This window comes from Leeuwenhoekiella sp. H156, assembly GCF_052218455.1.
Classification (GTDB): Bacteria; Bacteroidota; Bacteroidia; order Flavobacteriales; family Flavobacteriaceae; genus Leeuwenhoekiella; species Leeuwenhoekiella parthenopeia.
In genome coordinates, this window is record NZ_CP197499.1 from 1,631,162 (window position 1) to 1,652,300 (window position 21,139).

At 42.9% G+C, this 21,139-nt stretch carries 25 protein-coding genes; 6 read left to right on the top strand and 19 right to left on the bottom strand.

Features of this window, described 5'->3' with window-relative positions; translation table 11 throughout:
• Positions 1-2 precede the first annotated feature (2 nt).
• The 6 genes from ACSSS3_RS06955 to ACSSS3_RS06980 form a co-directional block, all read right to left on the bottom strand.
• A complete protein-coding gene (locus tag ACSSS3_RS06955) occupies positions 3-482 on the bottom strand; it encodes a DUF6036 family nucleotidyltransferase (RefSeq protein ID WP_442846970.1) in 480 nt (159 codons plus the stop codon).
• A gap of 206 nt (positions 483-688) precedes the next feature.
• Complete coding sequence (locus tag ACSSS3_RS06960) at positions 689-1,084, bottom strand: hypothetical protein (RefSeq protein ID WP_442846971.1); 396 nt, start codon at positions 1,082-1,084, stop codon at positions 689-691.
• 2 nt (positions 1,085-1,086) lie between these two features.
• Complete coding sequence (locus tag ACSSS3_RS06965; protein WP_189319400.1) at positions 1,087-1,254, bottom strand: hypothetical protein; 168 nt, start codon at positions 1,252-1,254, stop codon at positions 1,087-1,089.
• Positions 1,255-1,300: 46 nt separating this feature from the next.
• Entirely contained in the window at positions 1,301-2,317 is a 1,017-nt protein-coding gene (pheS, locus tag ACSSS3_RS06970; RefSeq protein WP_442846972.1) for a phenylalanine--tRNA ligase subunit alpha, read from the bottom strand.
• Between the two features lie 101 nt (positions 2,318-2,418).
• On the bottom strand, positions 2,419-3,117 hold the full coding sequence (locus ACSSS3_RS06975) for a hypothetical protein (RefSeq protein ID WP_228228932.1): 699 nt from the start codon (positions 3,115-3,117) through the stop codon (positions 2,419-2,421).
• Between the two features lie 11 nt (positions 3,118-3,128).
• On the bottom strand, positions 3,129-3,485 hold the full coding sequence (locus ACSSS3_RS06980; protein ID WP_228228989.1) for a hypothetical protein: 357 nt from the start codon (positions 3,483-3,485) through the stop codon (positions 3,129-3,131).
• A gap of 107 nt (positions 3,486-3,592) precedes the next feature.
• On the opposite strand from ACSSS3_RS06980, the gene ACSSS3_RS06985 reads away from it, so the two are divergent.
• A complete protein-coding gene (locus ACSSS3_RS06985; protein WP_442846973.1) occupies positions 3,593-4,138 on the top strand; it encodes a CvpA family protein in 546 nt (181 codons plus the stop codon).
• A gap of 58 nt (positions 4,139-4,196) precedes the next feature.
• Here the strand turns inward: ACSSS3_RS06985 and ACSSS3_RS06990 are convergent, their stop codons facing one another.
• The 12 genes from ACSSS3_RS06990 to ACSSS3_RS07045 form a co-directional block, all read right to left on the bottom strand.
• Positions 4,197-5,795, bottom strand: a complete 1,599-nt coding sequence (locus tag ACSSS3_RS06990) for a SulP family inorganic anion transporter (protein WP_442846974.1) — start codon at positions 5,793-5,795, stop codon at positions 4,197-4,199.
• A gap of 104 nt (positions 5,796-5,899) precedes the next feature.
• On the bottom strand, positions 5,900-6,532 hold the full coding sequence (locus ACSSS3_RS06995) for a carbonic anhydrase (protein ID WP_442846975.1): 633 nt from the start codon (positions 6,530-6,532) through the stop codon (positions 5,900-5,902).
• A gap of 98 nt (positions 6,533-6,630) precedes the next feature.
• Positions 6,631-6,921, bottom strand: a complete 291-nt coding sequence (locus ACSSS3_RS07000; RefSeq protein WP_442846976.1) for a hypothetical protein — start codon at positions 6,919-6,921, stop codon at positions 6,631-6,633.
• Between the two features lie 71 nt (positions 6,922-6,992).
• On the bottom strand, positions 6,993-7,724 hold the full coding sequence (locus tag ACSSS3_RS07005) for a tetratricopeptide repeat protein (RefSeq protein WP_442846977.1): 732 nt from the start codon (positions 7,722-7,724) through the stop codon (positions 6,993-6,995).
• 99 nt (positions 7,725-7,823) lie between these two features.
• Positions 7,824-9,566, bottom strand: coding sequence for a BatD family protein (locus ACSSS3_RS07010; protein WP_442847409.1), 1,743 nt, complete (start codon positions 9,564-9,566; stop codon positions 7,824-7,826).
• A gap of 28 nt (positions 9,567-9,594) precedes the next feature.
• Positions 9,595-10,440, bottom strand: coding sequence for a tetratricopeptide repeat protein (locus tag ACSSS3_RS07015; protein WP_442846978.1), 846 nt, complete (start codon positions 10,438-10,440; stop codon positions 9,595-9,597).
• 10 nt (positions 10,441-10,450) lie between these two features.
• The gene (locus ACSSS3_RS07020) at positions 10,451-11,500 is read right to left on the bottom strand and encodes a vWA domain-containing protein (RefSeq protein WP_442846979.1); all 1,050 of its coding nucleotides are present in this window, start codon (positions 11,498-11,500) and stop codon (positions 10,451-10,453) included.
• Positions 11,501-11,610: 110 nt separating this feature from the next.
• Positions 11,611-12,615: a vWA domain-containing protein gene (locus ACSSS3_RS07025; RefSeq protein ID WP_442846980.1), complete on the bottom strand. Its 1,005-nt coding sequence runs from the start codon at positions 12,613-12,615 to the stop codon at positions 11,611-11,613.
• The gene (locus tag ACSSS3_RS07030) at positions 12,605-14,290 is read right to left on the bottom strand and encodes a hypothetical protein (protein ID WP_442846981.1); all 1,686 of its coding nucleotides are present in this window, start codon (positions 14,288-14,290) and stop codon (positions 12,605-12,607) included. Before ACSSS3_RS07030 ends, ACSSS3_RS07025 begins: the two co-directional genes overlap by 11 nt.
• Positions 14,291-14,297: 7 nt before the next feature.
• Complete coding sequence (locus tag ACSSS3_RS07035; protein WP_099645494.1) at positions 14,298-15,164, bottom strand: DUF58 domain-containing protein; 867 nt, start codon at positions 15,162-15,164, stop codon at positions 14,298-14,300.
• A gap of 82 nt (positions 15,165-15,246) precedes the next feature.
• The gene (locus ACSSS3_RS07040) at positions 15,247-16,251 is read right to left on the bottom strand and encodes an AAA family ATPase (RefSeq protein ID WP_228228942.1); all 1,005 of its coding nucleotides are present in this window, start codon (positions 16,249-16,251) and stop codon (positions 15,247-15,249) included.
• A gap of 208 nt (positions 16,252-16,459) precedes the next feature.
• On the bottom strand, positions 16,460-17,299 hold the full coding sequence (locus ACSSS3_RS07045; protein WP_442846982.1) for a DUF4382 domain-containing protein: 840 nt from the start codon (positions 17,297-17,299) through the stop codon (positions 16,460-16,462).
• A 149-nt stretch (positions 17,300-17,448) separates the two neighbouring features.
• Between ACSSS3_RS07045 and ACSSS3_RS07050 the strand changes: the two genes are divergently transcribed.
• Complete coding sequence (locus tag ACSSS3_RS07050) at positions 17,449-18,204, top strand: SDR family NAD(P)-dependent oxidoreductase (protein WP_442846983.1); 756 nt, start codon at positions 17,449-17,451, stop codon at positions 18,202-18,204.
• A 33-nt stretch (positions 18,205-18,237) separates the two neighbouring features.
• Positions 18,238-18,471: a four helix bundle protein gene (locus ACSSS3_RS07055; RefSeq protein ID WP_442846984.1), complete on the top strand. Its 234-nt coding sequence runs from the start codon at positions 18,238-18,240 to the stop codon at positions 18,469-18,471.
• 12 nt (positions 18,472-18,483) lie between these two features.
• Here the strand turns inward: ACSSS3_RS07055 and tnpA are convergent, their stop codons facing one another.
• Entirely contained in the window at positions 18,484-18,918 is a 435-nt protein-coding gene (gene tnpA, locus ACSSS3_RS07060) for an IS200/IS605 family transposase (protein WP_442846985.1), read from the bottom strand.
• A gap of 47 nt (positions 18,919-18,965) precedes the next feature.
• Here tnpA and ACSSS3_RS07065 point away from each other — a divergent pair, with 47 nt between their 5' ends.
• From ACSSS3_RS07065 to ACSSS3_RS07075, 3 genes are read left to right on the top strand one after another with little or no spacing between them, the layout of a single operon-like run.
• The gene (locus ACSSS3_RS07065; protein ID WP_442846986.1) at positions 18,966-19,202 is read left to right on the top strand and encodes a four helix bundle protein; all 237 of its coding nucleotides are present in this window, start codon (positions 18,966-18,968) and stop codon (positions 19,200-19,202) included.
• A 37-nt stretch (positions 19,203-19,239) separates the two neighbouring features.
• The gene (locus ACSSS3_RS07070; protein ID WP_228228945.1) at positions 19,240-20,376 is read left to right on the top strand and encodes an ATP-binding protein; all 1,137 of its coding nucleotides are present in this window, start codon (positions 19,240-19,242) and stop codon (positions 20,374-20,376) included.
• Positions 20,376-21,107, top strand: coding sequence for a metallophosphoesterase family protein (locus ACSSS3_RS07075; protein ID WP_442846987.1), 732 nt, complete (start codon positions 20,376-20,378; stop codon positions 21,105-21,107). Before ACSSS3_RS07070 ends, ACSSS3_RS07075 begins: the two co-directional genes overlap by 1 nt.
• Positions 21,108-21,139 lie beyond the last annotated feature (32 nt).

The window sequence follows — 21,139 nt, forward strand, 5'->3', positions numbered from 1 at the left end:
AATCAATCTTTATCCTTGATTCTTTGGAGTTCCTGTATGTCTAACAAATCTTTAGGTCTTCCGGATTTCACTTTGCTGGTAATTAAATCCTCATATGCCAATACCCTCCAGTTGAGCTCAAAATTATTTTCAGAAGTAGCAACTATCGAATCTTCATAAGCCTCATCAAAAGATTTATTGACTGAAAAATTAGTGATTAGCTCAAGATTTAAAGAGTCTGGAGAAAAATTTACCGAAATATTTTGCTGTTGCTTTTTTACAGCCTCCGGAAAATCTTCCAAATCGTATCCCAGTTCATTAAAAACCTGAACTAAGTTTTTAAAATTAGTCTCAGAAGTTTCTATCCAAAAATCGACATAGGCCGAATGCCTTTGGTAGCCGTGGAAATTTACCGCTCCGCCTCCCACCATTATTAGCCTGACTCCTTTACTCATGCATAGCCTTAAGAAATCATGTATTTCATAATCCCATAAATTATTCATTTTTAGATTTCTTTTCTAAAATAAAATTAGACGGATTTGGCTGTCGTCGCCGCGACACAGGAAATTGGTTTACATCGCTGCAAAGTTTTAAAAAAGCATAAAAACGTTGTGAAGGACTCAACTTAAGAAATGCTTGTTCCTGTAAGGCTTTACTTTCGGATTTTGTAGTGAATGTGATATTCATATCACTAAAGTTAAGAAATAAACTAGGATGCGAGCACCCCTTCTTTGGGCATTACGGGAATTGGCCCTGCTGTTTCATCAGAAATGGATGAAGCCTGAAAAACAAATTTCTTTTCAAAAAGGGTTCCGCCCAGAAAATAGGTTACTGCAAACTCGTTATTCAGCTCGAGCACACTATCTTCTATAAATTCGATTTTAGCATAGCCCTTAGCCGGAAGTAGTTGCAATTTATGCCGCATCTGGCTGGTCACTTTTTGATCGTTGTAACCGTTAGAAACAATAAGCACCAGTTCCAGCGGTTCGTTGAGATCGTTAATGATATAGGCGTTCCAGTCATTGGTGCGGTGGGTTTCATTAAACTCCTTTACAGCAGCCACATAAACGCCATCGCTTTTAGGGATATCTATATCCTTCCGCATAATTAGTCTGTTTTAACCTTCCACATAATCCACAATGCCAGTATGGCTATTGCCATTATTACCAGGAAAACACTCCCGATCATAATTTTAATAACGCCAATTGCAAAAGTCAGCACGGCAATTACCACTGCGACAAAAATGAGGAAACCTATTATACCATACTTTTTCATAACCGGAATTTTAAGAATACATCCGGTACAAAAGTCGCTTTAAAAGCTATAGGGCACTCTTAAATTGTTCCAAAAACCTCAGATCATTTTCACTCAGTAAGCGAATATCTGATATCTGATGCAGCAAAAGCGCAATACGATCTATGCCCATACCAAAGGCAAAACCGCTGTATTCTTTAGGGTCTATACCGCAATTGGTTAATACATTAGGATCAACCATTCCACAGCCCATAATCTCCAGCCATCCGGTTCCTTTGGTCATGCGGTAATCGGTTTCGGTCTCAAGCCCCCAGTACACATCTACTTCGGCACTGGGCTCTGTAAACGGAAAGTATGAAGGACGCAGGCGTATCTTACTTTTCCCGAACATTTCGGTAGTAAAATGCTGCAAAGTCTGCTTTAAATCTGCAAACGAAACATCTTTATCTATGTACAAACCTTCCACCTGATGGAAGAAGCAATGCGAACGCGCCGAGATCGCCTCATTGCGATACACACGACCCGGAGAAATGGTGCGTATAGGCGGCTTATTGGCTTCCATATAGCGTACCTGCACAGATGACGTATGTGTGCGCAATAAAATATCGGGATCTGTCTGAATAAAAAAGGTATCCTGCATATCACGTGCGGGATGGTATTCGGGCAGATTAAGCGCGGTAAAGTTGTGCCAGTCGTCTTCAATCTCAGGCCCTTCCGAAACATTAAACCCGATTCGGGCAAAAATATCTATGATCTCATTCTTAACGATAGAAATAGGGTGTCTTGAACCCAAAGAAACAAGATCACCGGGACGCGTAAGATCACCGTAAACTCCTTTTTCTTCAACGGTTTCCAGGTCAGACTTTAGAGCATCTATACGTTCCTGAACAACAGCTTTGAGTTTATTTATGGTCTGGCCAAACTCTTTTTTCTGCTCGTTTGGTACATTTTTAAATTCTGCAAAAAACTCATTAAACAGACCCTTTTTCCCTAAATACTTAATGCGGAAAGCTTCCACCTCATCTAAGGAGCTTGTGGTAAAGCTTTTTGCTTCGGCAATACGCTCTTTTATTTTATCTAACATAGTTTAAGAGTTCAATCTGATGGCCCTTTCTTCAGCATTTGGACTGAAGTGGATAGTGACTTATTTATAAAATGCCCTTACGGACTTTTGAAGGCACAAATTTAGGAAATCCCTTCGGCTTGTGCTTTATTGTCCATGAAAATATAGTTGAGAATGCAAAACACAGCCATTCCACCCAGAAGATGCCACAGCCAGTGGGTTCCCATCCAGAAAATATCAAACTCAAGACGCTGATCTATAAACCGGAAACCAATCGCACAGGCAAATATGATAAATCCCGAAAATGCCCATCCCGCGTGCCTCCAGTGGGTTTTACTTAGATAGCCAACAACCGGTATTAAAATAGAAAGCGCGTTGATGAGATAACCCAGATTATGTTCAATATTTTCAGGCACGGGCAAATAGCGCAATCCTATAAAAGCGGCTCCAATAGCGACGATAAACAATATGCGCTGAGGCCAGGTGTCTTTCCACTTAAAAATGAAATAGAGAACGGCCAGAAAACTCAGTCCTCGTATGGGCACCCAGTCTAGTAACAGCCAAAGCTCTGCACTGCGCAGACCATGATAAAGCGTGCCGCCCACATACCCTACAAAAATGAGCGGGATTGTGATCATTAAAAACCAATGCTGCCTGGGTTTGTTATAGATCTTCAAAAAGAAGTACAGGACGATAAACAGAAAAATGAAATTACTGTAGGTATTAAATGGCTCTACAGGGAATCTGCCGGCGACCGTCTCTTTATAGATAGGCCCGGAATCGTTAGGAAACGTACGTTGTAACAGATTTAAGAACAGCAATGCCTGGCAGATTAATGAATCAATTCTTTTTCTAAAAAGTAATTTACAATGGCTTCTTTCATCAGCAGGGATTGTTCACCGGCTTTGAGGGGAGGTAGTGGCTCCAGCATTTCATAATGGGGCCAGCCCTCTTCATCCTGATAATCAAACCGGTAAAACCCAAAAGGCTCCAGTAAACGACAAATGGCGATATGCATTAAATTGATTTTATCATCTTTTTTAAAGCGCATTCCGGGTTTGCCCAACTCCTGCACCCCTATCAAATAGATAATTGCGTCCAGGTCAAGTCGCTCGCCGTCTGCAAAACGCGCCGCAAGCTTGGTGACTACCTGTTCCCAGCGCTCCTTAAGTTGTTCATCTCTTGCCATTCCGCAAATATAGTCAAGAAGCACTAGTCTTAAAGCTAATGTCTGCATGAAACGCTTCAGGCCTTTTTGAGTGGGCCCTGACTTTAGAAAAAATGTATATTTAGCCTATGAATTATTTAGACATTATACTCGGAGTCTTTTTACTTCTGGGTTTATACAAAGGCATAAAAAACGGGTTGCTCCTGGAGCTGGCCTCCCTGCTTGCACTTATTCTTGGGGTTTATGGCGCCATTCATTTTTCATTTTACGCTGCAGATTATCTCAAGGACCGCGTAGAATGGGAACCTGCGACGCTTAATCTCATCGCTTTTGCGGTGACCTTTATTGTCATTGTACTGGTTATTACCCTAACGGGAAAACTACTCACCAAACTCGCCAAACTCATCATGCTGGGCATCCTAAACAAGATTCTGGGGGCCGTGTTTGGGCTTCTGAAATCTGCATTTATACTGAGTGTTTTGTTGATGTTTATTAACTCAATTACCGCACGATTTAATCTTATTCAGGAGGAAACCAAAGAAACCTCTGTGCTTTATCCGTTTGTTGAGCCAATTGCGCCGCTGGTGCTTCCTAGTCTTCTCCAAGAGATCGAAATCTTACGTAATGAAGAACCTGAGCAGCAAGAACCCCCTATGCAGACCGAAACCATTTAATTAAAAAACCCCGAGTGCAATACATCCGGGGTTTTTAATTTTAATGAGCAGGCACCATTTATGCCGGTGTACGGTATTCTTCAATTTTTACTTCTTTGAAAAAGGCCTCGTAACTCTCGGGATTTTCAATAGTACCCCGTTCAGAGATAATCTTAACGTTGATGTTTTTGTCATTGGCCCTAAAACGGAAGTCATCGAGGATTTCGATAATATCATGATCCAGATAACGGGTTTTACACACATCAATTTCCAGATACGAATTGGGCTCCAACTTGTCCAGTTCTTTTAAAATCGCTCCCTTATTGATGAACGTGACCTCTTCGGCAAGAGTCATTTTTACCACTTTTATTCCGGTTTCCTTCTCATCGCGAATGTGCAAAAAGTGCGAATTCTGGTAGTTCTTGATTAAAATCACCACGATACCTACTGCAAGGCCCATGCTGATACCAATGAGCAAATCGGTAAATACAATTCCCAAAACCGTAATCATATAGGGCACCCATTGTTTCCATCCTAAAGAAAACATACGCTTAAGGGTAGACGGTTTTGCCAGTTTAAAACCTACTAAAAACAGAATGGCCGCAAGTACCGAAAGCGGAATAAGATTCAAAATGTTTGGCACTAAAATCACTGAAATCAACAACAGAAATCCATGCAGAATAGCAGACATTTTAGTCTGACCTCCTGACTGAATGTTTGCCGAACTACGCACGATAACCTGGGTCACAGGCAGACCACCTATCATTCCAGAGACGATATTCCCGGCTCCCTGAGCAAAAAGCTCACGGTTGGTAGGTGTGGTGCGCTTTTTAGGGTCTAATTTGTCTGTCGCCTCTACGCATAAAAGCGTTTCTAAACTGGCAACCAGCGCAATCGTAAAGGCTGTAATCCACACCGCAGGCTCACCGATGATTGAGAAATTGGGAAACGTAAACTGCGCGATAAAATCCCCGAAATTTTCTGGTACCGGTACAGAAACCAAATGCTCCTGCGCTATACCCCATTCTCCAGAATTCTGAGTGACTAAATAATACACAATACCTAAACCTACTGCAACCAAAGGCCCTTGAATAAGTTTGAAAAACTTTCCTTTTTTACTGAGCACGACATCCCATAGTATAAGTATTCCCAGGCCAATAGCCGCTATAAGCGTAGCTCCGGGACTTATATTACCTATAATATTTCCCAGTTCTGAAAAGGTATTTTCGCCATCTACCTGAAAGAAACTCCAGTCGCCTTCCGGGTCTGCATCATAGCCAAAGAAATGTGGAATTTGCTTAAGAATGATGATGATCCCAATACCGGTAAGCATTCCTTTAATAACCGAAGATGGAAAATAATACCCAATTATACCTGCTCTGAGGACGCCAAAAAGCAACTGAATTACACCTCCCAGCACGATAGCTACTAACAGATTTTCATACCCTCCAAGGGTTGTTATTGCCGCAAGAACAATTGCGGTAAGTCCGGCTGCCGGACCACTAACTCCCAGGCTTGAGCCACTTATGGCTCCCACCACGATACCGCCTACGATACCTGCTATAAGCCCCGAAAATAATGGGGCGCCGCTCGCCAGCGCGATTCCCAGACAGAGCGGTAAGGCCACAAAGAAGACCACTACTGCTGAAGGGAAATCATTTTTTAAATGTTTAAACATGATGTTTTGGTTTTAGGTTATTCTAACTATGCTGCCGCTTTTCTAAAAGCCGGCAGGTCTGATAAAGGTTGATTATTATTGCAGATCAGGACGGGCTTATCGTTTTAAAGGGCATCCAGTCTGTATATTTCCATAATGTTGCGAAGTATATTCTCAAAATCAATATTCAGGTCTATCAACTTCCCGGAATGAATGTCAAACACCCAGCCGTGAACCGATAACTTACGGGTGCGTATTGCTTTCTGAACGTCGGCCGTTTTAATCACGTTCACACACTGTTCCTGAACGTTTAGCTCCACAAATTTTTTGTAACGCTCTTCCTCATCTTTGATCTCATTGAGTTCGTCTTTATGTATACGGTATACGTCACGTATGTTTCTAAGCCAGGGATTGAGCAGTCCCAGGTCTGCAGATTGCATTGCGGCCTTTACGCCCCCGCAGTAATAATGCCCGCAAACCACAACATGCTCTACCTTAAGATGTTCTACGGCATAGTTGATCACAGACATCGAATTAAGGTCGGTATTGGGAACCATATTCGCAATATTGCGGTGTACAAAAACATCCCCGGGGCCCACGCCCATAAGCTCTTCAGAAGATACCCGGCTGTCACTGCAGCCTATGTACAGTATTTTGGGCGACTGACCTTCAGATAGTTTTTTAAAGTAATTAGGTTCTGTACTCAGGCGTTGCTTTACCCACTCTTTGTTGTTTTCAAAAATTTTTTGAATATCCATAATATAAAATTGGTTGCGGTTGTTTAAAAATAGTGGTAATACATACATCAGCCTCAACCCCACGGGGAGTTTGGCTACTATGCATGTAAATATTAAAATTAATTATTTTTTGGAGGTGGAGAAATCAAGTCAAGGTAGACCGAATCAGGAACCACTGAAAAGTGCAGCGGTTCGGGAGCAATTACTTCAACGATGTTGAATATGGTGTAGGCTGAGTCTGAATTTTTACTGAACTCATCTTCTGAGTCAAATACACTCCCCAAACCTCGCTCGTCATCAATACCGTCTAGCATACACCATTTATCCTGATGCTCAAAAGCGCGCACCAAAACCGGAGTGATTAGAAAAATCACAAAAATACTAAGCAGTAAAAAGGATTTGGTTGTCAAGGATTTGGTTTTGGCTAAGCCTAGTAAATTTATAAAAGTTATATTGAATTACTATCAATATAACTTATTATCTACAAAAGCTTTATATCAGACACAGGAATCCAACCCTCCTTACCGTCTGCCAATTGAATCATCGCCCAGTTTACATCCTGCTCCAGCACCCGCACCTTTGTACCTTCGTGCAGGACAAAGCTGCTTTCACCCGCAAGATTTGGGGCGTTTTTTATTTCAGCCTCCGGCGAAAAAACCACAGCAAAAATGCGGTTTCGTTTTTCCGATTGGGATTGAAAAGCCAAAGTAAGACTCAATAAACCCAGTCCTAAAGCCAGAAAGGAAACCGTAAAAAGGGTGCGCTTGAGGGAAGTGGAAGCAATAAAGTAGTAAAACAGGAAACTAAGAGTAAATAAGCCCAAAAGCGCTACGGTTAATACCGCCCAGCCATCTACACTGAATAAGCCCAACACTGCGCGATACCCTTTTTTGAAGGTATTTTGAGGCAAGGGCGTAATAGCATCTACCGTCATATTCTGGGCAAACTCCAGATTGTTTTTTATTTCCTGATCGTTGGGTTTTAACTGAAGTGCTTTTTCATAATTATAAATACTGGGAGCTATGCGGTTAAGCTTATAGTTCGCGTTTGCCAGATTGTAATAAACGGCTGCAGACTCATAACCGGCATCCAAAACTTTTTCGTAGTTCTTAATGGCCTCTTCATAATTGTTCTGGGCATATTGAGAATTTCCGGTTTCAAATAACTGTTCCGGGGTTTGTGCGTGTGACCCAAATGATACAAACAGCACCATACACGCAAAAATCAGTTGGACTGCATTGCATCTGAATCCTGAGCTTTTCGGTCTAAAAAATTCTATATTCTTAATCATTTTTATAGCGATTTTAAAACCTTACAATTGCTTATCTATATCTGAAATAACCTGTGACGCCTGATTGTAATCGTGCTGCATCGCAACACTGCTTGCCGGGGTATAACGGGCAAATTCACAACTTTCCAACAGTTTGAGGAAGCTTGCCGTAGTTTCTACCGCTACTCCGCGTTCCTGTAATAACTGGCTGATACGCTCTTTACTCATCTCACTGGTTTGGATATTGAGCCTTGCCTTAAGGTAATTGTGCAAACATTTCTCTAAAGCCAGATAAAACGCGGTCTGATCGCCCAAATTCTTTTTGGCATCGCCCAGGTATTTGCGCGCCAGTTTATCTGCCTTGCGCAATCTGTTGCCCTTAATATCATTTTGATATTCACGTCTCTTACGACCAAAAAATATCACCAGCGGAATCAATAGAACCGGTGTTCCCAGCATAGTCCAGAAGATTGTGCTGCCAAAAAAAGATTCCTGATTTTTTGAGATGAGGTTTGCCTCCGATTTGATGTAGCTAAACTGCTTCTGAGCCTCAACCGGCACTTTATTATTGTTTTGTGCCAGAGTAGCAGGGCCATTCTCCACATCAATGATAATCTCATCGCTGCTCAGGGTTTTGTATTGCTCTGTCGCCGGGTCAAAGTAGGAGAAATTTATAGGCGGAATAGGATAATTCCCCTTTTGCTGAGGCACGATGGTATAACGCTGTGCATTTTTACCACTCATCCCATTAACAGAAACCCGTATATCCTGCTCGTTTTCGGGCTCGTAAACTTCCAGAGAACTGGGCAATTTAGGCTTGGGCAGATTAAACAGTTTCAGGTTACCATTACCTTTAGCACTTATGGTAAGATCTAGAGCTTCCTGCGCATCTAATTTGGTTTTACTAGCTGTAACGTCAAAATCAAAAGTTCCTACGGCTCCGGTAAAGCTTTCAGGTTTTCCGGCTTCAGGAAGCGGCTTCACCTTTACTTTTCGCGTAGGCGCACTCACCTTAATCTGCGCAGGACGCAGAATGCGCATCCCAAATATATCACGGCGATTGGTAGGCGCTTCCACATTGATATTAAGCGCAAGGGGCTCTATGGTAAGTTCGCCGGTTTTTTGAGGATACAACAGCGTACGTCTTAAGATTACATAGCGATAGGGCTTACCATTATAGCTGCCATCGTAAATTTTAAACTGCTTTTCATCAATACTTTGATTCCAGAAGTCCGAAAATTTTGGAGCTTCAACCTCATTCCAGCCGGTCACAGATGTTTCTCTGGAAACGTACAATTTGTACACGACCGTAAATGCTTCATTGAGATAAGGATCAGATTTTGAAACCTCAGCAACCAAATGCACATTTTCTGCCGCTGCAACCGCAGGATCATTAGGGTCTTTGGGTACATCAACGGCTCCTGTCACAGTAATCTCTACCGGAAGGGTTTTATAGGTAGTACCGTCGATATCAATCTCAGCCTGACCTATTTTTAATTTTCCGGTGGCATTAGGCTGTAAAAAGTAGGAGAAGGTCTTCGAAAAACTGGCCCTCCCGTTTACCCATTGTTTGCTGATGCTTTGGTTAGGACCCCCCACAACGGTAAACCCCTGAAAACTGGGTGGTCTAAAATTGTCACCATCCTGATTCATCTCAAAATCTACACGCAGACGCTCATTGACTCCAAGCGTCTCCTTACTCACCCGGGCATCAAATTCTACCTGAGACCAGGCCGTAAATCCTGAAAAAATCAGGATCAGTAAAAGTTTTAACTGCATCTTCATCATCATTGCTGCTTTTAACTTAAACTAATTACCAGTCTTTATCTGTTTTTACTTTGGCACCTTTAACTTTCTCGGCATTTATTTTTTCCTGTACCTTATTTTCTTCATTCTTCATGGCCTCAAGCAAGCTTTTTACCTGCTGGGGTGAAAGCTGTCCCTGACCGGGCTGTGGCTTAGGCTGTTCTTTAGGTTTGTCACCGTTTTCTCCCTGATCTTTCTGATCGCCTTCCCCATCTTTAGGCTTGCCTTTATCTTCTTCCTTATCCTCGCCTTTGTCGCTCTCTTTGTCTCCGTCACCCTCTTTAGGCTTACCATCATCGCTTTCCTTGTCATCGCCTTCTCCATTCTGATCTTTCTGATCCTGGTTTTGGTCCTGATTTTCATCGTCTTTATTATCGTCGCCACCGCCACCGTTTTTCTCTTCTTCTTTTTTAGCAAGAGCTAAATTGTAACGGGTCTCGTCATCTGTAGGATCGTTGCGCAAGGCATTTTTATAGGCCTCTACAGCTTTCTTATAATCTTTTTGCTGATAGAATGCATTGCCCAGGTTGTGATAGGCTTTATGCTTCTCTGCTTTGGTAGTGGCTACTTCAGCTGCCTGAAGGTAGCGCGTCATACCCTCATCGTACTTTTTATTTCGGTAGTAGTTGTTGCCCATATTGTATTTTGCCGCCACATTTGCCGGATCTTTAGCAATCGCTCTTCGATAGGAGGTTTCGGCAGCAGAAAATTCTTTAGACACAAACTCTTCATTGCCCTCAGCAACAAAATCCTGTGCCTCGAGAATGGCAGGATTGGGTTTTTCGCTTTGCGCGAAAAGACTCCCACTCATCAATACTGTAAAAATTGTTACTAGTTTAATCGCTCTCTTCATCTTCAAAATCCTATTTTTCTTTTTTGTTTTCGTTAAATAAGTTGAGTTTACGTACCCAGGCGGTTTTACGCTCAAGCAGAAACACATCCAAAAATAACAAGAATAATGCCGCGCCTACAAACCACTGAAACTGGTCTTTAAAGTCGGCAAATTGCTTGGCCTCAAACTCTTTTTTATCCATCTGGCCAAAAGCGGTGCTCATCTTGTCAACCACTTGCTGAGTGCTGTTGCCATCGATGTATTCTCCATTAGCCTCATTGGCGATTTCCTGCAAGGTTTCAGGATTGAGCTTTGTGATCACCGTCTCGCCTTCCTGATCTTTTTTGTACGACTGCACCACACCATTACGTTTTATGGGAATGCGCTCTCCGGCTTCGGTACCTACGCCTATGGTAAAAATACGAATGCCCTCTTCCTGTGCAGACTCTGCAATCGCTGCGGCATTACCTGCGTGATCTTCGCCGTCTGAAATGATTACCAAAACCCTGTTGGCCTGTTCGGCATCATCATAATAGGTTTTGGCCAACTCAATAGCGTCTTTGATTGCCGTTCCCTGACTCGAAAGCATATCGGTATTCATCGCGTTGAGGAACATTTTGGCACTGCTGTAATCGGTCGTGATGGGCAATTGCGGATACGCGCTACCGGCATAGGCGATAATTCCCACGCGGTCGCTTCCCAGGTTGTTGATGATTTGGGTTACCAGCTGCTTGGCTTTTTCCATACGGCTGGGCGCGATATCTTCGGCATCCATACTTTTAGACACGTCAACGGCAAAAACCACATCAACCCCCTCACGTTTTACCGTCTCGAGCTTGGTGCCAATCTTGGGGTTTACCAATGCAACCGCCATAAGCGCAATAGCCAGGCAAATTAAAACCAGTTTTAAAACCGGCTTAAAAACCGATCGCTGTGGGGTAAGGGCACCCAGTAACTCGCGGTTGGCCACAAAGCGTTTTTGCGCATTGCGTTTCCAGAGGCTTACTGCCAGAAACAGCACTACCACTACCGGAATGGCAAGCAGAGCCCAAAACCATATTTTTTCTTCCAATAAATACATAGAAACTTATCTATTATTATTGTTATTATTTATTTTTTCGAATCTGCTTCGATGCCAAATTCAACTTGTTGCATCATTTGAATTTCACTCAGCAGCCGTTATAAAATCTTCTACACAAAACTCCTGAAAACCGTGAAGCGCAACAGCAATTCAAACAAAAGCAACAGCCCTGCCAAAATCACCAGCGGACGATACTTTTCTTCATAATTGGTGTACTTAAACTCTTCAACATCGGTCTTTTCAAGCTTATTGATTTCGGCATAAATCTGCTCCAGTTTTTCGTTATCCGTCGCCCGGAAATACAATCCGCCGGTCTCGTCTGCAATCGTTTTGAGCAATTCCTCGTCAATTTCAACCGGGATTCTTCCGTAAATAAAACTTCCGTCAGATCTTATGTTTGTAGGCGACAGCGCCGTCCCGTTTGTCCCCAGACCTATAGTATACACTTTAATGCCGTATTCCTGAGCAAGCTCACTGGCTATAGCAGGCTCAATAAAACCGGCGTTATTCACCCCATCGGTCATCAAGATGATCACCTTGCTGATGGCCTTACTATCTTTTAAACGGTTAACCGACGTTGCCAGACCCATCCCGATAGCTGTACCGCCTTCAATGATGCTGTTGTACTGTACATCTTCGAGCGAACTCAACACAATGGCTTTATCGCTGGTGATGGGTGTACGCGTATAGCTTTCACCCGCATATTCCACCAGACCAATACGATCGTTGGGACGCTGGCGGATAAATTCTGCAGCCACATCCTTTAACGCATCAAGCCTGTTAGGGCGTAAATCACGCGCAAGCATACTCGCCGAAACATCAATCGCAATCACGATATCTATACCTCGTGTGGTTTTAGAGCGCGTTGACACATCAACATTACGTGGACGCGCCAAAGCGGTTATGAGACAGGCCAAAGCGAGTAACCTTAAGATAAAGAGCACGGGCCGCAGCTTTGCCAGCAAACCACTTCCTGTTTTAAAACCTTTGAGGCTCGAAAGTTTTACCTGTGCCGTGAGCTTATTTCGTTTCAGGAAATACCAGAGCGCAGCAATTGGCAAAGCCAAAAGCAGCCAGAAAAATTCAGGATTTTGAAATTCAAAATTACTTAACATTAGTAGGTACTGTTTTTTGAAGTTCTACTGAATTGATGATGCGTTGCGCCATCTGAGCGGCATACTGATCGTCTTCACGCCAGGCTACCAGCACCTGCTGAAGCACTCCCGGAGTTGTGAAAAGCAGGATTTCATATTCACCGGCATCAAAGTTTTTCTTATTCAAGGTCTGCGGGAACTCACCCGAGCCAAAAACACGTAAACCTTCCGTCCCTTCAGGGGTCGTGTATTTTTCGGTTTTAACAACCAGATTTTTAGCGCCGCTGGCTTCAAGAGTGCTAATCATTCCCTGAACCGCGCCATCCAAATTAGCTTCTTCCTTGCTGTTAAAACGCGCATTGTTTACTACTACATAAAACTGGTCAATAAGACTTCCGTAGGCAAATGAATTCATATTAACCTGCATCGCAATGGAATCAGGCAGAGGCACTACGGTGCGCTCCAGCACGCGGGGCGTACTTACAATAACAGGCGGATAGCCGTATTCACTACGAACCCAATCGCCTTCCAGCAAATCTTTAGACGGGTGACCTATGAAGTTATCCTTTACAAAATCAAAGCCTTTGGTTGCGATTAAAATACCGGCTGAGATTAGCAGTATGGCAAAGACTCCCAGCACGCCGGTAAGAATCAATTTACGCTTGCGTCGTTTAGCCAAAGCCTCGCGATAGGCGGCATCGCGCATCAGTTCTTCTTCGGTAGGCTCGGGAATTGATTCTTTTGTTTCCTTTACAATTTCTTCAGCCACAAGACGGTCTGCCTGCGCCTGGCCTTCACCAGGTGCAATGCGTGCGAACTTGGTAAGATCGGCACGTTTTAATATCTGGTCAAGCTTTAGAATGGTTTCTTTGCTCAGGTCAATTCTACCCTTCTGCTTCTCTTCAAGGAGGCGTTCAATAAGTTCACCCGAAGTACTTTCCATAGAACGGTCATAAACTTCCTCGTCCAGATAATGTCGTACAATATCGGTAAGCTTAGAATAATAGGCTTTTGAAACTTCCTGGTCAGAAAGTCCGCGACCCGGGGTTTTGAATTCCTCATCAAGCGCTTTAAGCGAAAACATCGCCTGCTCAAAAGGAGGCAGCTTGCGCTCAGCTTCCGCCTTTTTGCGATTGCGTCTAATGATAAAAAACAGGAAAACACCAATTACAATCGCAAGTATTAAAAAGTACAACAAATACTCCCAAATTTTACTGGTAGCACGTTCAACCTCCACGATTTCCTTGATATCGTAAAGACCCTGCTTGGTAGTATCTACTACAACATTATTAACCTCAATCCGAATCGAATCGGTATAAAAAGGCTGCTGATTGATGCTGATCACCTGCCGCGGAATGGTGTAACTCCCGCTGTCAAACTGGGTAAGTCCGTAGCGTTTGATCAGGTTCATTTTAGCTCCCGCATATGAGGTGTCTGTTTTGTAGGTTTCGATTAACTCAAGCGGTACAAAGCTTTGACCTTCGGGAAACATAACAAGATCTGTAGAGTCTGCCTCGACATTTACAGTATAGGTAATTTGCTCGCCAATGAGAATGTTTGTGCTGTCAACCGCAGCTTTTACCTGCTGCGCCTGCAAATCACTTCCGCTTAAAACAAGCAGTATAAAAAGTCCCAAATAGGAAAATTTGGTCTTCAGGTTGCCAAAAATTAGGGTTGTTTTAGGCTTATCGTTCATCGTATATCTATCCTCTTCTTTTAAAATAACCTAGTAATTTTTTTACATAACTTTCATCGGTACGCACATCGATGACGCCTGCCCCGCTGCGGGTAAAGCTTTCTTTAAAATAGCCTACGCGGTCGCGGTAATATTTGGCGTAGTTGTCGCGCACTTTTCGCGAAGTGGTATTGACTAAAAGCAATTCGCCGGTTTCTTCATCTTCCATCTGTACCACACCCAAACTGGGGATTTCTTCTTCCCTGCGGTCGTAAATGCGAATACCGGTAATGTCGTGACGCTTGGCGGCAATTTTCATCGTATCGTTATAATCATCTGCGATAAAGTCTGAAAGCACAAAAACAATGGCTTTCTTTTTCATCACGCTCGATAAAAACTTAAGCGCCTGTGCCACATCGGTGCGCTTACTTTTAGGTTTAAATTCAAGCAGTTCGCGAATGATGCGCAGTACGTGCGACTTTCCTTTTTTAGGCGGAATGTAAAGCTCTATGCCATCTGAGAACAAAATCAAACCGATTTTATCGTTGTTTTGAAGCGCCGAAAAAGCAAGGGTCGCTGCGATTTCGGTTACAATTTCCGATTTAAACTGCTGGTCTGTACCGAAAAATTCGGAGCCACTCACATCTGCAATCAGCATCATGGTGAGTTCGCGCTCCTCTTCAAAAACCTTTACAAAAGGCTCGCTGTAGCGGGCGGTGACATTCCAGTCTATATTACGCACATCATCGCCAAACTGATACTGCCGCACTTCACTAAAGGTCATACCACGCCCCTTAAAGGTAGAATGGTATTCCCCTCCAAAAATATGATCAGACAGTCGCCTGGTCTTGATCTCTATCTTGCGTACTTTTTTTAAAAGTTCTTTAGTATCCATAATTCAGCAATCAGCAGGCAGTAGCAGCAGGCAGTTTATCGCGATAGGCTGTATAAACTGAAAACTGAGACTGCGGTCTGGTTTAAGGTACTTCGATCTCGTTTACGATCTTGTTGATGATTTCTTCGGTGGTGACGTTTTCGGCTTCTGCCTCGTAGGTGATTCCGATACGGTGGCGCAACACGTCGTGTACGATGGCGCGCACATCTTCGGGAATTACATAGCCGCGCCCTTTGATAAACGCATAACATTTTGCTGCCGTGGCCAGATTGATACTACCCCGTGGAGACGAACCAAAACTGATAAGCGGTTTTAGATCGGCCAGTTTGTAGTTTTCAGGATAACGGGTCGCAAAAATGATATCCAAAATGTATTTTTCGATCTTTTCGTCCATATACACCTCACGCACCGCTTCCTGAGCACGTAAAATCTGCTCTACAGAAACTACGGGGTTTACCTTCTCGTAAGATCCTTTTAGATTTTGGCGGATGATGAGTTGTTCTTCGGCGTGTTTTGGATAATCAATAACGGTTTTCAGCATAAAACGGTCAACCTGAGCTTCAGGCAATGGATAGGTACCTTCCTGCTCCACCGGGTTTTGAGTTGCCATTACCAGAAAGGGTGCATCCAGTTTAAAGGTCTCGTCACCAATGGTTACCTGCTTTTCCTGCATCGCTTCGAGCAACGCACTCTGAACTTTTGCCGGAGCACGGTTGATTTCATCTGCCAGTACAAAGTTGGCAAAGATGGGTCCTTTTTTAATGCTGAAGTCATTCAGCTTCATATTGTAGATGAGTGTACCCACCACGTCTGCCGGAAGCAAATCGGGCGTAAACTGAATACGGCTAAAACTCCCGTGAACAGCCTGTGAAAGCGTGTTGATCGCCAGCGTTTTGGCCAGACCCGGAACCCCTTCGAGTAAAATGTGACCCCGACCCAAAAGGCCTATCAAAAGTCTTTCGACCATATGCTTTTGACCTACGATGACCTTATTCATCTCCATCGTTAGGATTTTCACAAAAGCACTTTCTCTTTCAATCTTTTCATTGATGGCTCCAATATCAACAGATGCGCCGGTATTTTCCATAATTTATATGCTATTAATGTATATTTTACATTCTAAAGGTTAACTTTTCTTCAGAACGATTGCGTTAAGCTATCGTTAAAACCCCAGCCAGTGTTCACATTAGAAACCACTTGGCTGCAGTGCCTCTAATGACTGATTTTAGAGTAAATTGTTGCAAAAAAAAAAGCAATCTTCTCAGATTGCTTTTCAAATATACAGTATTTAAGGCTTATTCTTCAACTACAACAACCTCACCAACACTGGTTGTTTGTCCATTTTCAACAACAACGTCTTCCACAATAAAGGTGGTAATAACACCTTCTGTAATCTCGGCTCTTACGGTTAAATCATAAGTTCCCTCAGGAAGACCTACCAATTCAAAGTCTCCGTCAATATTGGTAGAAGTGGTTACTTCAGTGGTTCCTACTAAAGTACTCACAGTTGCAGGAATCACAACATCTCCTGTTGTAAATACACTACCTGAAATCGCTCCTGTTGCCTCAATGGCAGTGGCACGAATAACCGGTTTAAGACTGTAACCACCGTTACCCTGAGTTACGATTGATTTGTCAACATCAAAATCAAGAACTACTGTGTAAAATACACCAGCCTCAAGAGTTTGATTGAATTGTACTTTTAAACCTGATTGTTGCGCACTTGGGGTAGCGAGCGGATAGGTCTCACCATCAACAACAACCGTGTTGTCATCACCTAATATAAGTCTGATTTGATTGATCGCTCCTGCAGGGATATCTTCATCAGCAAGCAACGCATAAGTACCTCCGGTTAGCTCAAGAAGGTCATAAATTTCCGGATCTACTAATAGTTCGTACTCATCGCTTTCAAAATCATCGTCGTCTGTAGCATCATCCAGATCGTCAAGATCTTCGTTGTATTTTACAACTACGGCTTCAACATCTATAAAAACGTGGTCGTAATCACCCGGACCGTCTACCAGTCGCACAGACATACCGGCAGTACCGCGGTCTGAAGAGTTAGAATCATCGCTACATGAAGTGAACGCTATAAATGCTACAAAGAGCATACTTAATTTAAATATTGTTTTCATTGTTTAATTATTAAGATTAGATTTCCCAAAGATGATGTCCTTCGGGCTCATTATCAAATCCTTTAACGGCAATTAACGAAGTTTAGTATTGCTTTAAGGAATGTAGCGTAGGTAAAACCTTATTTTCATACGACCAAAAAAATTAAATTATGAAAGGAAAAACAGCGTTCATAACCGGCGCCACCAGCGGGATTGGCAAGGCAACGGCCACGCATTTTGCAGCAAACGGCATCAACCTCATTCTTTGCGGAAGAAGGCAGGATCGTCTTGATGCGCTTCAGGCAGCTTTGAGTAAACATGTACAGGTACACACCTTAAATTTTGATGTACGCGACAAGAAAGCGGTACAGCAAGCCATAGCCGGTTTACCCGAAGATTTTCAGCAGATAGATATTCTCATCAATAACGCGGGTAATGCTCACGGCCTTGATCCCATTCAGGATGGAAGTACAGACGATTGGGATGCTATGCTCGACATCAACGTAAAAGGTTTGCTTTATGTAAGCGATGCCATAATCCCCAAAATGATCAGGGCAAACAGCGGTCATATCATCAACATTGGTTCTACCGCCGGGAAAGAGGTTTACCCAAAAGGCAATGTGTATTGCGCCAGTAAGCATGCCGTAGATGCCATCAACCAGGGGATGCGACTCGACCTGAATGGCTACAACATACGCGTGGGTGCCGTGAACCCCGGGATGGTAGAAACCGAATTTAGCGAGGTACGCTTTAAAGGAGACGCTGATAAAGCAGGCAAGGTCTACCAGGGCTTCAAACCATTACAGGCCAAAGACGTTGCAGACATCATCCATTTTGTCGTGACCAGACCCTATCATGTAAACATCGCAGATCTTGTGGTTATGAGTGTTGACCAGGCTTCGAGTACCGTTGTCAACAAAGCTTAAAAAATTGCACGTTACAGGTTAAAGAATTATTTTATGGGGAACATTCAACGTTTTGAAGATTTGGAGATCTGGCAAAAAGCAAGAATATTAAATCAAAATCTCTTTAGGCTTATTTCTGATACCCAGCTACAGAAGGATTTTAAACTGCGTGAACAGATAAATGGTGCTGCAGGCTCAATAATGGATAATATTGCTGAAGGCTTTGAAAGGGACGGAACTAAACCACTCTGCACTAAAAGTGCAGAGGTTTATTTTACTGGGGACTGAAAGTCCCCTTTCTTATTCCAATATAAAATTGGAATTATCAGTACTATCGCGACGATGATGTTCTAAATAGTCATTGACCATCTTGTCGGTCACATTGCCTGTGCTCCATACTCCATAACCACTCGCCCAAAAATGTTGACCCCAGTAACGCTCCTTAAGCTTTAGAAACTCTTGTTGCAACTTGCGAGAAGACCTCCCCTTTAGTTGCTTTACAATATAGTTAACATTGGTCTTAGGGGCATATTCTATATGCATATGGACGTGATCGGAACTAACTACTCCTTTCATTATCTCTATCCCCTCTGCTTCACAAATTTGTATCAAAAGCTCTCGACAACGAATCTGAATATCTCCACGTAAAACTTTATATCGGTACTTGGTAACCCAAACAATATGACAGGTCAACCTGCTCACAGTATGAGAGCCTCTTCTTAAAGTATTGCTCATAGTGCCAAATTATAGATTTTTTCGCAATACTAAAGTTCTGCAATAAATTGCAGGGTTTTAAACCCTTACCTGAGACCAATAAAGAATTTGCGCAATTTCTGAGTATTGCCAAGGGTTCCTGTGGTGAAGTGCGTTCTCAACTATATCGATGCTATGACCGGGAGTACATTGATCAGGATCAATTTAATGAATTGAAAAACCAGTGCACAAACCTGAGCAGGCAGATAAATGCTTTAATGAAATATATAAAATCTTCGGATAGACGAGGTTCCAAATACGACTAAACCTGTAACTTGTATCAAGCAACCTGCAACGTTAAAAATGATCAACAAACGCCTTCTTATTAAAAACCTGCTCGCGCATAATGACGAGAACAGTTTTTATGACAAGAAGCGCAAAGTGGATATTGGCAACAAAGAAGGCAAGGCAAAATTCTTAAAGCACATCTGCGCGCTTTCAAACTCCAATCCTAAAAACAACAGCTATATCGTCATTGGGGTTGAGGACGAAAGCAATGAGATTGTTGGGGTTCCGTTTTTTGATGACAGCAAGATTCAGAATTTGATTAACGCGTATCTCGATAATCCGCCCATTGTTTCTTACGAAAACATTCCGTTTCCACACCTTCCGGCAGATCTGGTTGTGGGTTTGGTGACCATAAGACCCTTAAACAAGCTTACCGCGCTCAAAAAGAATATCTGGAAATATTGGGGAGGAACAGTTTTCTACCGGGACGGAAGTATTTCTATGCCGAAGTCTTTCAAAAGCGAAATTTTAGATGTTAACAGCGAAATCGTCGCTACTATTGAAAAACATTCGCACAACAGCATTGAGCATACCCTTGATGGGGTTATAGACTTTATAAACGTGCGCCACGCCGATCTGCACACCCAATACAAGGTTTTTAAAGAACAGTTTGTAGTCTGCTGGGCCGGGAATAAAAAGGAAGTAAAGGGGGAGACCTACTTCAGCCGGGTTGATATTGAACTCATCAATGAGCAGGTGCGTATTTTTTATTCGGCGCTTGACGAGGTTTCCATTACAATGACAAACGATTCATTTACCATATTAGAATACGTGTTGCTGGGGCTTCAGGGAAATTACAAATACTATCCGCTGGAAGAACTCACGCTGTACTTCAATGAAAACGGTTCGTATTACATAGACAGCGATCTGGTTTTTGAACCCCCGAAGTACGACAAAAAATTGTTGCACCACATCTACAATAACAACAATACCATACTCAATAAGGTTTTGGCGGGAATTGAACTAAATAAAGGCGAAACTGCAGATTTGTATAACCTGCCCGCGACCTATTTGCTGTGTTATCTGAATGGTTTTGAACCGGCTCTCGAAAAACTGGAAAGCATGCGGCCTTTTCTGCGTAAGTTTGACAGTAAATTATATCAATCCTATAAAGAAAACATACGCATTTTGCGTAAAGTAAAATACAATTAATGGCACGTACACTGGCTATTGGCGACATCCACGGCGGACTCAAAGGCTTAAAACAAATTTTAGAACGGGCAGCAGTACAACCCGATGATTTGCTCGTCTTTTTAGGCGACTACGTTGACGGGTGGAGCGATAGCGCACAAACCATAGATTTTTTGATCGACCTCAAAACCAGGCAAAACTGCATTTTTATCAAAGGGAATCACGACGAGCTCGTCTCAGATTGGCTTAAAACCCATAAAACCAATGAAACCTGGCTCAATCATGGCGGGATTAGCAGTATTAGATCCTATCAATCCTATTCTGAAGCGCAACGTAAGGAACATCTGGAGTTTTATGAAGCTCTTGAGAATTATCACATAGATGCAGCCAATCGTATGTATGTGCATGCCGGTTTTCAAAATCACAATGGCCCCGAGTATGAGCATCACAGCACCGCTTTTTACTGGGATCGCACTTTTTGGGAAATGGCGGTAGGTCTTGATAAAAGCTTAAAGCCAGATGATCTTGAGTATCCCAAACGCCTTACGCATCACAAAGAGATTTTCATAGGTCACACTCCCGTTACGCGAATCAACCGAGACGAACCCACGCAGATGGCTAACGTGTGGAATGTGGATACCGGTGCAGCTTTCTACGGAAAACTTTCCATTCTGGATGTGGATACTAAAGAATTCTGGCAAAGTGATCCGCTTTACAAACTGTATCCCGATGAGGATGGCCGAAACGCATAAAAAAACCGAAGCTTTAAACTTCGGCTTTAATA

Excerpts from the sequence above, each read along its gene's own strand:
- ACSSS3_RS06955 (WP_442846970.1), bottom strand. The coding sequence starts at position 482 with ATGAATAATTTATGGGATTATGAAATACATGATTTCTTAAGGCTATGC.
- ACSSS3_RS06960 (WP_442846971.1), bottom strand. The coding sequence starts at position 1,084 with ATGCGGAAGGATATAGATATCCCTAAAAGCGATGGCGTTTATGTGGCT.
- ACSSS3_RS06965 (WP_189319400.1), bottom strand. The coding sequence starts at position 1,254 with ATGAAAAAGTATGGTATAATAGGTTTCCTCATTTTTGTCGCAGTGGTA.
- pheS (WP_442846972.1), bottom strand. The coding sequence starts at position 2,317 with ATGTTAGATAAAATAAAAGAGCGTATTGCCGAAGCAAAAAGCTTTACC.
- ACSSS3_RS06980 (WP_228228989.1), bottom strand. The coding sequence starts at position 3,485 with ATGGCAAGAGATGAACAACTTAAGGAGCGCTGGGAACAGGTAGTCACC.
- ACSSS3_RS06985 (WP_442846973.1), top strand. The coding sequence starts at position 3,593 with ATGAATTATTTAGACATTATACTCGGAGTCTTTTTACTTCTGGGTTTA.
- ACSSS3_RS06990 (WP_442846974.1), bottom strand. The coding sequence starts at position 5,795 with ATGTTTAAACATTTAAAAAATGATTTCCCTTCAGCAGTAGTGGTCTTC.
- ACSSS3_RS06995 (WP_442846975.1), bottom strand. The coding sequence starts at position 6,532 with ATGGATATTCAAAAAATTTTTGAAAACAACAAAGAGTGGGTAAAGCAA.
- ACSSS3_RS07005 (WP_442846977.1), bottom strand. The coding sequence starts at position 7,724 with ATGGTGCTGTTTGTATCATTTGGGTCACACGCACAAACCCCGGAACAG.
- ACSSS3_RS07010 (WP_442847409.1), bottom strand. The coding sequence starts at position 9,566 with ATGAAGATGCAGTTAAAACTTTTACTGATCCTGATTTTTTCAGGATTT.
- ACSSS3_RS07015 (WP_442846978.1), bottom strand. The coding sequence starts at position 10,440 with ATGAAGAGAGCGATTAAACTAGTAACAATTTTTACAGTATTGATGAGT.
- ACSSS3_RS07020 (WP_442846979.1), bottom strand. The coding sequence starts at position 11,500 with ATGTATTTATTGGAAGAAAAAATATGGTTTTGGGCTCTGCTTGCCATT.
- ACSSS3_RS07025 (WP_442846980.1), bottom strand. The coding sequence starts at position 12,615 with ATGTTAAGTAATTTTGAATTTCAAAATCCTGAATTTTTCTGGCTGCTT.
- ACSSS3_RS07030 (WP_442846981.1), bottom strand. The coding sequence starts at position 14,290 with ATGAACGATAAGCCTAAAACAACCCTAATTTTTGGCAACCTGAAGACC.
- ACSSS3_RS07035 (WP_099645494.1), bottom strand. The coding sequence starts at position 15,164 with ATGGATACTAAAGAACTTTTAAAAAAAGTACGCAAGATAGAGATCAAG.
- ACSSS3_RS07040 (WP_228228942.1), bottom strand. The coding sequence starts at position 16,251 with ATGGAAAATACCGGCGCATCTGTTGATATTGGAGCCATCAATGAAAAG.
- ACSSS3_RS07045 (WP_442846982.1), bottom strand. The coding sequence starts at position 17,299 with ATGAAAACAATATTTAAATTAAGTATGCTCTTTGTAGCATTTATAGCG.
- ACSSS3_RS07050 (WP_442846983.1), top strand. The coding sequence starts at position 17,449 with ATGAAAGGAAAAACAGCGTTCATAACCGGCGCCACCAGCGGGATTGGC.
- ACSSS3_RS07055 (WP_442846984.1), top strand. The coding sequence starts at position 18,238 with ATGGGGAACATTCAACGTTTTGAAGATTTGGAGATCTGGCAAAAAGCA.
- tnpA (WP_442846985.1), bottom strand. The coding sequence starts at position 18,918 with ATGAGCAATACTTTAAGAAGAGGCTCTCATACTGTGAGCAGGTTGACC.
- ACSSS3_RS07070 (WP_228228945.1), top strand. The coding sequence starts at position 19,240 with ATGATCAACAAACGCCTTCTTATTAAAAACCTGCTCGCGCATAATGAC.
- ACSSS3_RS07075 (WP_442846987.1), top strand. The coding sequence starts at position 20,376 with ATGGCACGTACACTGGCTATTGGCGACATCCACGGCGGACTCAAAGGC.